This window comes from Xanthomonas euroxanthea, from assembly GCF_900476395.1.
Taxonomy (GTDB): domain Bacteria; phylum Pseudomonadota; class Gammaproteobacteria; order Xanthomonadales; family Xanthomonadaceae; genus Xanthomonas; species Xanthomonas euroxanthea.
Genome location: NZ_UIHB01000005.1, coordinates 147096 through 162183 on the forward strand (window position 1 = coordinate 147096; position 15088 = coordinate 162183).

Genomic DNA, 15088 nt, shown 5'->3' on the forward strand with positions numbered 1-15088 from the left:
GCTGCGCTGCCGTGCCGGTTGGCTGGCGCGTGATCGAGCACCGGCAGTGAGGGCGGCAGCAGCGCTGGCGTGCCGACGGAGCGGCTTCCGCGCATCGCCAGCGAGACGCCAACACCAGCCTTGGCGCCATCGACGACACGCATCTGAGCAGACTGCTCCAACCCGCGGGCTGCCGGCTGCCGGATGTCGGCTGCAGTTGGTGACGCCCGGTCATCGCGGCAGCAGTGCAGCGCCTGTCCGTCGCCCCTGCCATTTAGCCACGTGACTTTCTGGCCACGCCGGCATCTGCGCTGGCAGCCACACTGGCTGTACAGACGCAGGCGGCACCGTCGCCAGATCGCCGCGCATCCCAAGCCCACCACAAGGACCGTCATGCAGCCATCCTCACCGCGCATCGCGCACAGTGCTCGCGCTACAGCGCGGTTTTTCGATGCCGGCAGCGCGTCCGCCAGGCGGTTGAAACGTCCGGCGCATTGCTGGCTGTGGCTGGCCTTGATCGCGCCCTGCATCGCGCAGGCGCAGGTGGACCTGTCGCAGCTCGATGCCGAGATGGCCGCGCCGCGCACTCAGGTGCTGGTACTCGGCAGCGTGCACCTGTCGCAGTTGCCCAAGGGCAGCGATATCCGTGCCGCGCGCCTGCAACCGTTGCTGGACCGGCTGGCTGCCTACAAGCCAGACATCATCACCACGGAGGACCTGTCGGGCGAAACCTGCGACCTGATGCGGCGCCATCCTGCGGTCTACCTGCCCGAGGACACCACGACCTATTGCCCCGACACCAGCGAGGCAGCGCGTGCCACCGGGCTGGATGTTCCAACCGCCATCGGCCAAGTCCGCACAGCGCTGCGCACCTGGCCGGCTGCGCCCACGCCGGCACAGCGTCGGCACCTGGCCGCGCTGTTTCTGGCCTCGGGCGAGCGACCATCTGCGCTGGTGCAGTGGCTGCAGCTTGCGCCAGCCGAACAGCGCAGCGGCGATGGCCTGGATGCGGCGCTGGTCGCGCGACTGCGCAGCATGGAACAGCGCCCCAACGAGAGTTACCAGATCGCCGCACGGTTGGCGGCACGCCTTGGCCTGCAACGCGTCTACCCGGCCGACGATCACACCGGCGACAACGTTGACCTGGGCGACCCGGCGGCGTATGGCAAGGCGATCCAGGCCGCCTGGGACAAGGCCGTACCGCGGGCGAGCACCATGCGTGAGCGCGAGGACCAGTTGGCTAGTCAAGGCAAGTTGCTGGAGCTCTATCGCGCGATCAACCTGCCGGCCAGCCAGCAGCTGGCCATCGCGGTGGATTTTCGCGCCGCACTGAGCGAGACCTCGCCGCAACACTACGGCTATCGCTACGTATCCGGCTGGGAGATCCGCAACCTGCGCATGGTGTCCAACGTGCGTGCCAGCTTTGCCGACCAACCCGGTGCACGTGTGCTGGCGGTGGTGGGCGCTACTCACAAGCCCTGGTTCGACAACTGGCTGGGACAGCTGCAGGGCGTGGATATCGTGGATGCGGCGCAGGTGTTGGGTGCCGACGGAAAGTGAGCGACAGTGAGTACAACGGCTTCAGCGTGACGCTCTCAGTCAAAAGCCTGATTGGTCGAGCGCGCGGTGCCCTCGCCGCTCGTGGGACTCGCCGTAAGCCCTTCCCTGGGGGATCGGTCTCGGCATCCATGCCGCCATACGGTCCCGCAACCGGCGAGCACACCGCATCAGAGAGTTGGTCGGTGATTTGGCAAAAATCTGCTTGTTGCTCGGGGTGCATTGGAAGGCTGATCGGAGGCGACGCTCCAAACAACACACGTCATGTTTTGCTCACGACCTTGCGCGCCGACCATCTCGACTGGTCCTTGCCTGCCTACCGTCGCGGGACCTTACGCGGCATGGATGCCGCGTAAGAGCCTCCATGGACGGATTCACGGCGTGTCCCGCGATGGTGGGCGGGCAAGGGCCCGGCAGCCAGGTAACAGATCAGCCGCTCTACGCTTGCGGGCTGCCCGCACGGTCGTAACACCCGCAGACAAGACAACCGCAGTTATCGATACCGGTATGAGCAGCAGCCATCAATTCGCTGACTCCACGAGATGCAGAACGTGAGTCCGGTTTCAGGTGCAGCCAGATGCGGCATTAAGACGAAGGCCATGCACCTAGTGCACCAGATCGACAACCGGCCTCCGTCTAATCCAGGCTCTCAGGTCAGCACATCCAGCAAGCTGCCCAGCATCTCATCGGAGCGCCGTAGCGCAGTGGCGTTGGCCTGGAAATCGTTGCGTGCCGAGAGCCCTTCGACCAAATCGCTGGCCGGTGCCGATGGATCGGCGTTGGCGTCGACCACGCTGGCTGCCACTCCACCATTGAGCTGCGTGCTGGCTGCAACGGCCTGACGCGGACTGCCGTCCACCGGCTGACGCGCCACATTGCTGGCGGCCACCTGCTGGCGCAGTGCGGCGACCTGCATTCCGGAACTGGCGATACTGCTGATGCTCATGATGGCTCCGGTGCAGAACAGAGAAATAACCAATGACGTTTGTTTACCAACCAATCAACACAATCGTTGCCGGCAGTCGCGCCGCACTGCTGTCGTTCTTACGCCCACCGAGGCGCGTGGCGAGCGTGTCTCACGAGTTGGAACCAGCCAACAGGAACCGCAATGACGTGTCCCACCCTCCGATTCCGATCACGCCCACCTCATGGCTGCGCAGTCGCCTCACGCAGGCTCAATAGGTGCCTACCCGCACGCGCAACACCACAGGCACTTCGCCGGCCGCATCCACCCGCCCGAAGTTGAGCCCGTAGTCGGTCTGGTCGCCGTTGAGCTGTCTTTCCACCTGCCAGCGCCCGTCCACATAGCGCCCCTGCTCCACCCGCAACAGTTGTCCATGACGGGTATCGGCCGCCTCGCGGAAAAATTCAATGCGCGCGGCCATGCCGGTGACCAGGAACTCTTCCGGCCCCAGCTGCGCCACCAGCAGCCGACCTGCATGGTCGTCGTTACCCGGCAGGATCGCTGGCGCATCGCCCCATAGCGGCGCGCCGAACGACACCCTGGCCTGCCAGTGGCCGAAACGCAGCGTGCGTTGCGGCGCGCCGGGCTGTTCGGCCACTGCCTGCAGCCGGCCGTCGAAGGCCGCCTGGGCGATCAGGCGCTGCAGCGGCGCCAGCAGCTTGAAGTTGGCCGCGTGCGCTGCAATCGCGGCGCGGTTGGCTGCGCTGTCCGGGTTGCCATCCATGCCAAACACCGAAAACCCGATCCCGCCCTGCCCCAGCACATGGAACAGGTATGGCGCCGTCGCCGCTTCGAAGCCGGTCTCCGACACCCAGGCCGGATTGTCCGGCCGCGCGTACTGGCCGATGACCTTGGTGTATTCGTTGTAGTCGCTGGTGTAGATATCGGTGCCGATGAAGTCGATCGACGGGGTAGCCGCGCGCCATAGCGCGAACACGTTCACCGTCGCACCGCCGGACGGGTAATCCATGCCTGGGTAACGCTTGCCCTTGTAGCGCAGCCAGGTGTTGACGTAGAGCGGCAGCGGATACGCGCGCCTGCCGGCCGCGGCCACCTGTTCGATATACGCCGCCGTTGCATGCGCATTGAAGGCTTCGGCCGCCTCGGCACCGAACAGCTGTTGCCAGCTGCCCTGCGGCTTGCCCAACGCCTGCGCGATCGCGGCAGGCACCGGTTGCGCGAACGCCGCCTCGCCGGCCGGGCCATGGTCGCGCACCGTGCCGATCGCGCCGGGCTCGTTTTCCACCTGCACCAGGATCACCGTGTGGCGGTCGCCATCGACCTTGCGCAGGTGCTGCATCAACGCGGTGAAGGCGCGCGCATCGGCCTGCATGTTGGCGGCCACATGCGGCGACAGCACGTCTACCGGTTCGCCATTGGCATCGCGCATGCGCGGGTACGTGGCGTCGTCGCGCTTGATCCACTCCGGCACGTAATGCATCTGGCCGTTCTTCCAGCTGCCGAACCACAGCAAGGCCACGCGCAGGCCGCGCTTGCGTGCGCCGGCGATCAGTGCATCCACATTGGTGGTGTCGAAATGGCCAGGCGCCGGCTCGAACTGCTCCCAGTACACCGGCGCTTCCACCGTGTTGGCATGCAGCGCGACCACCTCGTCCAGCGCCTTGGGCAGCACGGCCGGCCAGGCACTAGAGTTGTGCAGCTGCGCGGCCAGCACGGTGTACGGCGCGCCATCGACAAACAGCGCATGGCGGCCATTCTGGGTGACGAAGCGCGGCAGCTCTTCTGCACTGGCCAGCAGCGGCACGCTGGCGGCCAACATCGCCAGCGACCACAGCAGGGCCGCGAGGCGGCCACGCGGCTGCGGTATGTTCAGGGCAAACACATGCATCATCGCGCCTCCGACGGTAGTGAATTCCAGTGCGGCGTGGGTTCGTTGCGCAGGTGGCGCACGAAGAAGTCGTACTGGCGACGCTGCACATAGTCGATCGGTCCGCTGGAACGGCCCACCGAATGCTCGCCACCAGGCACGTTGAGCAGCTCGAAGTCCTTGCCGGCCTTGATCAGGGCATCGACCACCTGCGCGGTGGAGGCCGGGTCCACATTGCTGTCCTGCTCGCCGACGATCAGCAGCAGGTCGCCCTGCAACTTGGCGGCATTGACCACGCCCGAGGCCTGCGCATACCCGGCATCCACCGGCCAGCCCATCCACTGCTCGTTCCAGCTGATCTTGTCCATGCGGTTGTCGTAGCAACCGGCGAACGCCACGCCCACCTTGTAGAACTCCGGATGGCGTTCGAGCGCACCCAGCGTGCTCTGCCCACCGGCCGAGGCGCCGTAGATGCCGACCCGGCCGATGTCGTAGGACCGATCCCTGGCGGCCAGCGCACGGTGCCAGGCGATGCGATCGGCAAAGCCGGAATCGCCCAGGTTCTTCCACGCCACATCATGGAAGGCCTTGGAGCGGTTGGCGGTGCCCATGCCGTCGATCATCACCACGATGAAACCCAGATCGGCCTGCGCCTGCATGCCGATCTGCTTGTCGCCACCGGAGTGATATCCAAACGGCCAGAACGTCTTCGGCACGAAGGAGTCGTGCGGGCCGGCGTAGATGTTCTCGATCACCGGATACTGTTTGTGCGGGTCGTAATCGCGTGGGCGCACCACCATGCCCCAGATGTCGGTGCGGCCATCGCGGCCCTTGGCCACGAAGGTCTCCGGCGCGCGCCAGCCGGCGGCCAGCAATTTGTCGATGTTGCCCTGCTCCACCTGCTGCAGCAGCCGGCCATCGATGGCGTGCAGTTCCATCACCGGCGGCAGATCCGGGCGCGAATAGACATCGACGTAATGCCGGCCGTCCTCTGCGATCGCCACATCGTGATCGGCATCGATGTGGGTGAGCCGGGTCAACCTGCGGCCGTCGAAATCCACGCTGTACAACTGCCGGTAGTACGGGTCCCTGCCCGCATCCATGCCGCTGGCGGTGAACCAGATGCGCCGCTGCGCGTCGTCCACGCGCAGCACATCGCGCACGATCCACGGCCCGCGCGTGAGCTGGCGTTTGAACCTGCCGCTGCGGCCATCGACCAGATACAGGTGCCGCCAGCCGTCGCGTTCGGAGATCCACACAATCTCGTTGCCATGCGCGTCCACATCGTGACGAAAGCTGCGGTCTGCATAGACGAAGGTGCGTGCGTCTTCGGCCACGGCCACATGCGCCCGCCCGCTGCGGGCATCCACCGCAATCACGCGCATGTGCTGAAAGCCGCGTTGCACATACTCAAAGCTCACGCTGCGCCCATCCGTCCGCCATTGCAGCGGCGACAAGGAGTACGGCGTGGCAAACAAGGCGTTGTCCACCACCCGCCGCGTGCCATCCACCGCCAGCAGCACCGGCCGTTCCACATCCACCGCATCGCCCGGCTTGGGATACAGCTGGGTGTGCACGAGCGGTTGAAGACGTCCGGCCGGCGCGGCCTCCACGCGGGTGACGCGGCGCGCAGTACCCGGCCGTACCCGATACACCGCCAACCGCTGCGAATCAGGCGACCAGGCGATGCTTTCCGGATCGAAATAATCCTCGGCGCGTCCATCGTCGGTGCGCTGCACGCTTCGGCCATCGGCCACCCGGCGCACGACCAGGTTCCAGCCATCGGCCAGCGCTTCCCATTGCCCGTCGGGCGAACGGCGCGGGGTGGTGTCGGCCGCCACATCCGGGTCGCGTACCACGCCAAAGCCGCGTGGTCGCTGCTGCGACTGCGGTTGCCGGCCGGGGGCATCGGGCGCGCATTGATACGTGGCCAAGCTGCAGCGCCAGGGTGCTTCCCCGATGGCGAACACGATCGCGCCGTCTTCGCGCGCGCCTTCCTGCGAGTACGCAAACCGCTCGAACGGCAACGCCAACGCCGCATATGCGGCGCCGGTGGCGGCCTGCAGCGCCTGCGCCACGCGCTCCTGGTCGAAGGCCGGCTGCTTGTGCCCTGTCGCCACGTCCGCGCGAACGAAGGCGAAACCACCAGGCACGGTCTTGCGGTAGTAGAACGTACCGTCGTCCTGCCATTGCGCCGGCCAGGCGACGTTTTCGGTCAGCGTGCTCCAGTGCGCGCGCAGGCCGAGCGAACGCTGGTAATCGGGCACCGCGGGCTCCGCCTGCGCAGTGGCGGCGAGCAACAGCATGCAGGCGGCCATGGCGCGCGAGACCTGCACTGCCCATGCGGGACGCCGAGCGTCATTCGCCATCGTCTTCTTCCAGCGCCAGCTCGTCGCCGCGCAAGCCGCTGCGCGCGCCCCAGTGATAGATGAAGAACGCGATCACCGCCACGCTCACGGTGTCGAACGGATGCGCGATCCAGCCGTGGCCGCCGAACGTGCCGGCCCAGGACACCGCCATCACCAGCACGAAGAACACGATCAACCACAGCGATGCGCGCACCTGGCGCAGCAGGCGTGCCCTGCCCGCGCGCGAAGGCAGGCGGTACAGCACGTACAGCGCGAACGCGAGCACCTGCAGGCCGAGCAACCACGACAGCGTCGGCCAGGTGGACCAGTACACGATCAAGGCCGCGACCATGAACGACAGCGGCCCCAGCACGGCAAGGCCACGGACGCGAAACGGCCGCGGCAGCTCCGGCGCGCTGCGGCGCAACGCTGCCACCGTGACCGGCGCCACCGCATAGCTCAGCACCAGCGCGGCCGACACCACGCCGATCAAGGTCTCCCACGAGGGGAACGGCAGCGTCCAGAAGATCGACAAGCCCAGGCTCAGCCACAATGCCGGACGCGGAATGCCCGACGCCGGATCCACCCGCGTCAGCACCGGCAGGAACCCGCCGCTACGCGCCCAGCCGTACACCACGCGCGGGGTGGCATTCATGTAGATGTTGCCGGTGCCGCTGGGCGAGACCATCGCATCGCAGATCACCAGCGCCGCCAGCCACGCCATCCCCAATGCCAACGCGATGTCGTGGTACGGCAGCGCAAACACCTTGTCGATGCCGCTCCAGCCCGGCGCCAGTTGCGCGGCCGGGATGCTGCCCAGGAACGCCAGCTGCAGCAGCACATAGATCACCGTGGACAAGGCCACCGACAGGATCAGGGCGATCGGGATATTGCGCTGCGGGTCGCGCACCTCGCTGGCCACCGACACGATCGGCGTCAGCCCCAGGTAGGCAAAGATGATGCCGCCGGCGGAGATCGCCGCCTCCACCCCGGCCATGCCCGACGGTGCGAACCCGTGCACGCTCAGGTTGTCTGCGTTGAAGTGTTTCATCAGCAGCACGATCACCAGGATCGGCACCAGGAACTTGAAGATGCTGACGATGTTGTTGGCCAGCGCGAACGTCTTGACGCTGAAGTAGTTGAGCAGGAAGAACAGCAGCAGCAGGGCCAGCTGCACCAGCCAGCCCCATACGCTGGGATGGGTGCCGTTGGGCTGGTTGAGTAGCGGAAACCACGCCGCCGCATATTGCCGCGCCGCTTCCACCTCGATCGCGATCAGGCTGGAAAACGCGATCAGGGTGATGAAGCCGGTCAACGAGCCCAGCAAGGCGCCATGCGAATACTCCGGGTAGCGCACCACCCCGCCGGCGCGCGGCAGCGCGGCGCCGAGTTCGCAATACACCAGGCCGAGCAGCAACACCGCAATGCCGCCGAGAATCCACGACAGGATGCCGGCCGGTCCGGCGATGGACGAGACATGGCTGGCCGAGAACAACCAGCCCGACCCGAAGATCGAGCCCAGCCCGATGAAGGTCAGGTCGGTCAGGCTCAGTCGCTTGTGGAACTTGCCTTGCGTGGTCGCACCGTGTGTGGTCATAGCTGGCCCCGGACAAATGAAAGCGCGTACTGCGGAAGATGGCGTGGTCGTGCGTGGCGTATGGCGGTCAGTGGTTCTGCGATCGCGCGTCGGTGGTCCTGTACGACGGCAGCAACACAGGTCCGGCAAACGGGTGCAGGCGCATCTGGCCGCACTCAGTCATCGGCAGCCGCCCCTGGCCCTGCATCGGCGGCATCTGCCGTAGTGCCGTCCGCATAGGGCGAGACACCCCCGTCGGCGATGAAGCGGTCGATGCGCGCCTCCAGCACCGGCAATGGCACCGAGCCAGTCTGCAGCACCGCATCGTGGAAATGGCGCAGGTCGAATTTTTCGCCCAGGGCGGCTTCGGCCTTGCGCCGCAGTTCCAGGATCTTCAGCTCGCCCAGGTAATAGGACAACGCCTGCCCCGGCCAGGCGATGTAGCGGTCCACCTCGGTGGTGACTTCATGCTCGCTCAGGGCGGTGTTGTCGCGCAGGTAGGCCTGCGCCTGCGCGCGCGTCCAGCCCTGGTGGTGGATGCCGGTGTCGATCACCAGGCGGCAGGCGCGCCACATCTGGTAGGTCAGATAGCCGAAGCGATCGTAGGGCGTGTCGTACATGCCCATTTCCTGGCCCAGGTACTCCGAATACAGCGCCCAGCCTTCACCGTAGGCAGAGATGTAGGCGTAGCGGCGGAACTCCGGCAGCCCCTGCGCCTCGGCCGCCAGCGGCATCTGCAGCGCGTGGCCGGGCGAGGACTCGTGCAGCGTCAACGCGGTCAGGTTGTACAGCGGCCGCGATGGCAGGTTGTAGGTGTTGACCAGGTAGATGCCGGGGCCGCCACGGCCGCCGGTGTAGAACGGCGCCAGGTCCGGCGGTACCGGCTCGATCGCGAAGCGTCGCCGCGGCAGCCGGCCGATGTAATCGCCCACCTTGGCGTCCACGCGCTTGGCGATCCAGGCGGCCTGCTTGAGCAACTGTTCCGGCGTCTTGGCATAGAACTGCGGGTCGCTGCGCAGGAACTGCAGGAAGGCCGGAAACACCGCCTGCCCGGCCGGCGCCTTGAAGCCGCTGGCGGCGATGGTCTGATCCATCTGCGTGCGCAGCTTGGCCACTTCCTGCAGGCCGATCTGGTGGATCTGCTCGGGGCTGAGATCGAGCGTGGTGAACTCGCGGATCTGCGCGCGGTAGTACGCCTGCCCATCCGGCAGGGCTTCGCCGGCCAGCGTGGTGCGCGCGCGCGGCTGGTATTCGTTGCGGATGAAGTCCAGCAGCTTGGCGTAGGCGGGCAGCACCTGCGCATCGATGGTGTTGACCGCCTGCTGCCGCAATTGCGCCTGCACGTCGGCAGGCAGCGTCGCCGGCATCTGCTTGAACGGTGCGTAGAACGGATTGGCCTCGCCCTTCGCCTGCACCACGTCGGCAATGGACTGGTCGCGCCCGGTCAGGGTCACCCGGGGCTGGCTGAAACCACGCGCCAGGCCGGCACGCATGTTGTCGGTGTGCTCGGCGAAATAGCGCGGGATATCGGCCAGCATCTTCAGATAGCGCTGGCAGTCCTCGCGCGTGCGCAGCTTGGCCTCGGCGCTGAAGCCCAGGTCGCTCCAGAACGCCGAGTCGCTGTTGAACGGCATTTCCCAGGCGCGGAAATGCTGCTGGTCCAGCAGCACCAGCAGCTGCTGCCGGTACACCTGGTAGCTCACCTGATCTTCGGCCGGCAACTGCGCTGCCGGAATCGCATCCAGTTCCTTCAAGGCCTGTCGCCAGTACGCGGTACGCAGGTTCTGGGTGGCCACATCGACCTTGGGCAGATGGTCGGACTGCCTGTCCTGGGTGGCCTGATTGTCTTCATCCACCGCGCCGGACAACTGCGCCTGGCGCCAGCGCCATTCGCGCGTATACAAGGCCTTGAAGCGTGCCGCTGCACTGTCCTGCGTGCTTGCTGCGGGCGCTGCGGCCTGCGCCTGCATTGCGGTGCCGCCCAGGCTGGCGGCAATCAGCACACCCAATGCGCTCGCGCGCCAGACGGTGATGGTGTTCATCCGCGTGCCTCCGGCGCCGCCTTGGCCTGCGCAATCCACTGGCGCACGCGCTGCTGCAGCATCGCCAGCGGCATGGCGCCGCCGCCGAGCACCGCATCGTGGAAGGCGCGCACATCGAAGCGATCGCCGAGTTCTTTTTCCGCCTCCGCACGCAGCGCAAGAATCTGCAGCTGCCCCAGTTTGTAGCCGAGGGCCTGGCCCGGCCAGACGATATAGCGATCGGTTTCGGACTGGATGCTGGGCTCGTCGTCGGACGGATGCGCGTGGAAGAAATCCACCATCTGCTGGCGGTTCCAGCGCTTGTAATGCACGCCGGTGTCGAGCACCAGGCGATTGGCGCGCAACAGCTCGCCCGACAGCCGGCCGTAGTCGTTATAGGGGTCCTTGAAGAAGCCGATCTCCTTGCCCAGGCGCTCGGCATACAGCGCCCAGCCTTCGATATAGGCGTTGTAGCCGGCCTGCTGGCGGAACGGCGGCAATGGCAGCGTCTGCGCAAGCGAGATCTGCAGGTGATGGCCCGGCACGCCCTCGTGATAGGCGGTGGTTTCGATATTGACCAGGGTGCGGCTGGCGAAGTCGCTGGTGTTGACCTTCACGATCGCCGGCTTGGTGCCCTCCGGATTGCTTTGCCAGTATTCGGCGCCGGGCGCGCTGCGCCGGAATGCGGGCATCGCCTGTACCTCCAGCGCGGTCTTGGGCAAGTGGCCGAACAGCTTGGGCAGCTCCGGCTGCATCGCGGCGATGTAATCGCGGTACTGCTGCAGGATCTGCTCGCCGGAGCTGGCGAAGTGGCGTTTGTCGGTGTCCACCGCCTTGCGGAAGCTGGCCAGGTCGGCAAAGCCCTGCGCCTTGGCGATCACCGTCATCTCGCCTTCGATGCGCGCCACTTCCTGCAGGCCGATCTGATGGATCTGCTCCGGCGCCATGTCGGTGGTGGTCTGGGTATGGATGGCATAGCGATAGCGGCGTTCGCCATCGGGCAGCGACCACAGCCCTTCCTGCGCGCGCCCTTGCGCGGCGTATTCGTCGCGCACGAACGCGGCCAGCTTGGCGTAGGCCGGGCGCACCTGCTGCGCGATCGCGGCCAGCAACTGCGCGCGCAGCGCAGCGCGCTGCTCGGCCGGCACCGCGGCATCGAGCTTTTTCAGCGGCGAGGCGAACGGGCTCTGCTCGCCGGTCAGCGCAGCGATCTTGTCGATCTGCTCGGGCAGGCGCTCCAGCAGATACCGCGGCTGCACCAGGCCGTCCTTCGCGCCCTGGCGCGACACCGCGATCACCTGGTCGATCACCGTCGGAATCGTCTGCAGGCGCTTGATGTAGTCCTGATAATCCTTGGCGTTCTCGAACGGAAACGCATCGCCGTAACCGGCCAGCCCCAGCTGGATGCCGCCGATCGGCTCCAGCGGCATCGCGTAGGTCTTCAGGTCGATGCCTTCCAGCGTGTCACGCAGCTGGCCGAGCATCATCTGCAGGCTGAGCTGGCGCTGCTCGTCCAGCGTCTTGCTGTCGATCGCTTCGAATTGCGTGAGCAGCTCGGCGGTGGCGCTGCGTTCGGCCTGCACCGCTTGAAGCGAATAATCGCTCCAACGGTCGTTGTACCGCTTGTCGCCGATGATGCTGGCGAACTCGGGGTTGTGCTGCAGGTGGTATTGCCACTGCTTGTCCAGCAGCGCATCGAAGGCCTTGGCGGCCTGTTCGCCGGTCGGCGCGGCCGTGGCCGCAGCCGATGTCTCCGCGGCAGGCGGCGCCGGCTTGCAGGCAGTGAACAGGGCGGCGGCCAGCAGGCCGATGGCGACAGGACGCAGGTGGTTCATGCAGTGACTCCAGGATGCAATGGCGGCGGTAGGAGCGCGCCTGAGCGCGACGGCTTTTATCGGAAATGCCCGTCGGGCTTTATCGGAAATGCCCGTCGCGCCCGGGTGCGCTCCTACGCGTGCGTGGGCCTGTACAAGCTCATGCAAAGGGGTGGTCGATCGCCGGCGACGGCGGCGTAAACCACTGCGCGCCGGCATCGGTGACATGAAAGTGGTCTTCCAGGCGCACGCCGAACGCGCCGGGCACCACGATCATCGGCTCGTTGCTGGCGCACATGCCCGGCTGCAGCGGCTGCGCATTGCCGCGCACCAGATACGGCGCTTCGTGGATCGCCAGCCCGCAGCCGTGACCGGTGCGATGCGGCAGGCCGGGCAAGCGGTAGTCCGGGCCCAGCCCTGCCGCCTCCAGCACGCTGCGCGCCGCCTGGTCCACTGCTTCGCACGCAACAGCCGGGCGGATCGCTGCAAATGCCGCCGCCTGCGCTGCCTGTTCCAGGTCCCAGATGCGCCGTTGCGCGTCACTGGGCGTGCCGTAGATCCAGGTGCGGGTGATGTCGGAGTGGTAGCCCTGCACGGTGCAGCCGGTGTCGATCAGCACCAGCTCGCCGGCGCGCAGGTGCTGCACGCCGGGAATGCCATGCGGGAATGCGGTGGCATGGCCGAACTGCACGATGCAGAAGCTCGAGCCGTTGTCCGCGCCCAGCGCGCGATGCGCCTCGTCGATGAAGCGCACCAGCTGGTCGGTGCCGATGCCTTCCTGCGCGATGCCGGCGGCCAGCCGCTGTACCAGCAGGGTCATGTCGCAGGCCTGCTGCATCAGTGCCAGCTCGGCCGGCGACTTGCACATGCGGCAGCCATCGATGATGGCCCCGGCATCGCGGATGGCCGTGCCCAGGTGCGCGCGCAGGCCGGTGTGCACGGCAAAGGCGATGCCCGGATCCAGCGCCAGTGCATGCGCATGGCGGTCATCCATCGCCTGCACCACCAGCGCGTACGGGTCCTCGTGTTCTTCCCACAGATACTTGGCGACCGGAACCTGCAGTACCGCATCCAGCGAGCCTTCCTCGAACGCGGGGCAGATCAGCACCGGGTCGCCGTCCAGCGTGAGCAGCAGCGCGACCAGGCGCTCGCTCGCACCCCACGGCACGCCGGTGAAATAACGCAGCGAGGTGCCAGCGCCGATCAACAGCGCATCCACGCCGTGCGCAGTCATCAGGCGGCGCGCGCGTTCCAGGCGCTGTGCGTATTCGTCCACGGCGATCGGCGCGGCGCGTTGTGTCCACGGCGCCAGTTGCGCGCGCGCCTGCTCCAGCGACAGCCCGCCGATCTGGCCGCTCATGTGCCCGCTCCAAGATCGGCGGTGCTCCACTGCCCATCGACCAGACGCGCCACCCCGCCCGGATTGCGCTGGCGCAACTCGGCCGGCAGCAACGCGTCCGGCACCGCGTCGTAGCTGTGCAAGGCGGCGAAGCGGCGGATGGAACCGGGCATGCCCACCGCGGTGAAGCCCGGATGCCCGGTGCTGGGGAATGGCCCGCCGTGATTCTGCGCCGCACTCACCGCCACGCCGGTCGGCATCTTGCTGTTGATCAACCGCCCCACCCGCGCCCGCAGCACCGGTGCGATGGCCTGCCAGTCAGCATCGTCGCTGCCATCGGCCGCGCGATACAAGGTGCCGGTGAGGTTGCCTTCGAATGCCGCGGCAAGCTGCGTCATCTGCGCGAGGTCACGCGCACGCACCAGCAGGCTCACAGGGCCGAAGGCCTCGGTCTGCAGTGCATGCGGATTGGCGAGAAATGCCTGCGCATCCACGCTCAGCAAGGTCGGCGCGTAGCGATAGCCGTCTTCGCCGGTATGTCCACCGGCCAGCAGCGCGGCACCGGCAGCGCGCAGGGCCGCCACACCGCGTTGCACGCCTTCCACCCCGGATTTGGAGAACAGCACCATCGGCAGGGCGGCCTCGAAATGCGCCGTGGTCGCGGCCACGAAGGCATCCCCGGCTTCGCCCTGCGGCACCACCACCACCCCGGGATTGGTGCAGAACTGGCCACTGCCCAGGGTGCACGAGGAGAAGAATTCCTGCGCCAGCGCGGCACCGCGTTCGTCCAGCGCGCCCTGCAGCAGGAACACCGGGTTGACGCTGGACAGCTCGGCATAGAACGGCACGCCGGCCGCATCGGCGGCGGCCTTCAGCGCCAGCCCGCCGGCACGGCTACCGGTAAAGCCGATCGCCCCCAGCCGCGCATCGCCGGCCAGTCGCAGGCCGGTGGCGTTGTCGACGTGATACAGCAACTGCACCGCCGCAGCCGGCAGGCCCGCCGCAAGCAATGCCGTGTGCGCGAGCTGCGCCATGCGCTGGCTGGTGGCCGGATGCAGCGGATGCGCCTTGGCGATCACCGGGTTGCGCGCGGCAATGGCCGAGGCGAAATCGCTGCCGGCAATCGCATTGAAGGCGAACGGGAAATTGTTCGGGCCAAACACCACCACCGGCTTGCCCAACGGCGCCAGATGCGAACGCAGATCGGCAGCGGTGTCGATGATGGGCTGGGTCCAGCTGTAGCTGCGCACCGCCTGGGCGGCCTGACGCAACTGCCCGCTGGTGCGCGGCAGCTCGTTACCACGCAAGCGCGTAGGCGCCGGCAATGCGGTTTCTGCGTGGGCCAGCGCCACCAGGGTGTCGGCATCGGCATCCAGCGCATCTGCGTAGGCGTCCAGGAATGCGGCGATCCGTTCGACCGGTGCCGCGGCAAGTTCCGCCGCAACCGCTTGCGCTGCCGCAATCGCGGTTTCGACATCCTCCGCACCGCTGACCGGAAACTGCGGCCCGATCGCCTCGCCCGTGCTCGGGTCGGCGGCACGGAAGCTGGCGCTCGCCGCGCGGCTGGGTTGCCACCGGCCGGCCAGCAACACCTCGGCCTGCTGGATGGGCGTGGATTGGAGCGTCTCGTTCATTGCGGCACCTTCGGTTGCATGAGGACGG

9 protein-coding genes are annotated in these 15088 nt (G+C 67.1%); 1 reads left to right on the forward strand and 8 read right to left on the reverse strand.

Features of this window, described 5'->3' with window-relative positions; all coding sequences use genetic code 11:
• Positions 1 to 372: 372 nt before the first annotated feature.
• On the forward strand, positions 373 to 1539 hold the full coding sequence (locus tag CPBF1521_RS14745; RefSeq protein ID WP_235858467.1) for a DUF5694 domain-containing protein: 1167 nt from the start codon (positions 373 to 375) through the stop codon (positions 1537 to 1539).
• Positions 1540 to 2185: 646 nt separating this feature from the next.
• On the opposite strand, the gene CPBF1521_RS14750 is transcribed toward CPBF1521_RS14745, so the two are convergent.
• The 8 genes from CPBF1521_RS14750 to CPBF1521_RS14785 all read right to left on the reverse strand — a co-directional run bounded on the left by CPBF1521_RS14750 (position 2186) and on the right by CPBF1521_RS14785 (position 15060).
• Positions 2186 to 2482: a flagellar basal body rod protein FlgC gene (locus tag CPBF1521_RS14750; RefSeq protein WP_104533668.1), complete on the reverse strand. Its 297-nt coding sequence runs from the start codon at positions 2480 to 2482 to the stop codon at positions 2186 to 2188.
• Between the two features lie 229 nt (positions 2483 to 2711).
• The gene (locus tag CPBF1521_RS14755; RefSeq protein WP_370659381.1) at positions 2712 to 4349 is read right to left on the reverse strand and encodes a DUF5597 domain-containing protein; all 1638 of its coding nucleotides are present in this window, start codon (positions 4347 to 4349) and stop codon (positions 2712 to 2714) included.
• Positions 4349 to 6697, reverse strand: a complete 2349-nt coding sequence (locus tag CPBF1521_RS14760) for a S9 family peptidase (RefSeq protein ID WP_115677471.1) — start codon at positions 6695 to 6697, stop codon at positions 4349 to 4351. The genes CPBF1521_RS14755 and CPBF1521_RS14760 overlap by 1 nt, the downstream gene beginning before the upstream one ends.
• Positions 6687 to 8273, reverse strand: coding sequence for an APC family permease (locus CPBF1521_RS14765; RefSeq protein ID WP_115677472.1), 1587 nt, complete (start codon positions 8271 to 8273; stop codon positions 6687 to 6689). Before CPBF1521_RS14765 ends, CPBF1521_RS14760 begins: the two co-directional genes overlap by 11 nt.
• A gap of 155 nt (positions 8274 to 8428) precedes the next feature.
• Positions 8429 to 10294, reverse strand: a complete 1866-nt coding sequence (locus CPBF1521_RS14770) for a DUF885 domain-containing protein (protein WP_115677473.1) — start codon at positions 10292 to 10294, stop codon at positions 8429 to 8431.
• Positions 10291 to 12108 carry a DUF885 domain-containing protein gene (locus CPBF1521_RS14775; RefSeq protein WP_181901246.1) on the reverse strand — a complete coding sequence of 606 codons (1818 nt, stop codon included), beginning with the start codon at positions 12106 to 12108 and terminating at the stop codon, positions 10291 to 10293. Before CPBF1521_RS14775 ends, CPBF1521_RS14770 begins: the two co-directional genes overlap by 4 nt.
• Before the next feature lie 139 nt (positions 12109 to 12247).
• The gene (locus tag CPBF1521_RS14780) at positions 12248 to 13447 is read right to left on the reverse strand and encodes a M24 family metallopeptidase (RefSeq protein ID WP_115677474.1); all 1200 of its coding nucleotides are present in this window, start codon (positions 13445 to 13447) and stop codon (positions 12248 to 12250) included.
• Positions 13444 to 15060: an aldehyde dehydrogenase family protein gene (locus CPBF1521_RS14785; protein ID WP_115677475.1), complete on the reverse strand. Its 1617-nt coding sequence runs from the start codon at positions 15058 to 15060 to the stop codon at positions 13444 to 13446. Before CPBF1521_RS14785 ends, CPBF1521_RS14780 begins: the two co-directional genes overlap by 4 nt.
• Positions 15061 to 15088 lie beyond the last annotated feature (28 nt).

Bases quoted from the DNA above. Each gene is read 5' to 3' on its own strand.
- CPBF1521_RS14770 (WP_115677473.1), bottom strand. From the start codon at position 10,294: ATGAACACCATCACCGTCTGGCGCGCGAGCGCATTGGGTGTGCTGATT.
- CPBF1521_RS14755 (WP_370659381.1), bottom strand. From the start codon at position 4,349: ATGCATGTGTTTGCCCTGAACATACCGCAGCCGCGTGGCCGCCTCGCG.
- CPBF1521_RS14785 (WP_115677475.1), bottom strand. From the start codon at position 15,060: ATGAACGAGACGCTCCAATCCACGCCCATCCAGCAGGCCGAGGTGTTG.
- CPBF1521_RS14745 (WP_235858467.1), top strand. From the start codon at position 373: ATGCAGCCATCCTCACCGCGCATCGCGCACAGTGCTCGCGCTACAGCG.
- CPBF1521_RS14750 (WP_104533668.1), bottom strand. From the start codon at position 2,482: ATGAGCATCAGCAGTATCGCCAGTTCCGGAATGCAGGTCGCCGCACTG.
- CPBF1521_RS14775 (WP_181901246.1), bottom strand. From the start codon at position 12,108: ATGAACCACCTGCGTCCTGTCGCCATCGGCCTGCTGGCCGCCGCCCTG.
- CPBF1521_RS14765 (WP_115677472.1), bottom strand. From the start codon at position 8,273: ATGACCACACACGGTGCGACCACGCAAGGCAAGTTCCACAAGCGACTG.
- CPBF1521_RS14780 (WP_115677474.1), bottom strand. From the start codon at position 13,447: ATGAGCGGCCAGATCGGCGGGCTGTCGCTGGAGCAGGCGCGCGCGCAA.
- CPBF1521_RS14760 (WP_115677471.1), bottom strand. From the start codon at position 6,697: ATGGCGAATGACGCTCGGCGTCCCGCATGGGCAGTGCAGGTCTCGCGC.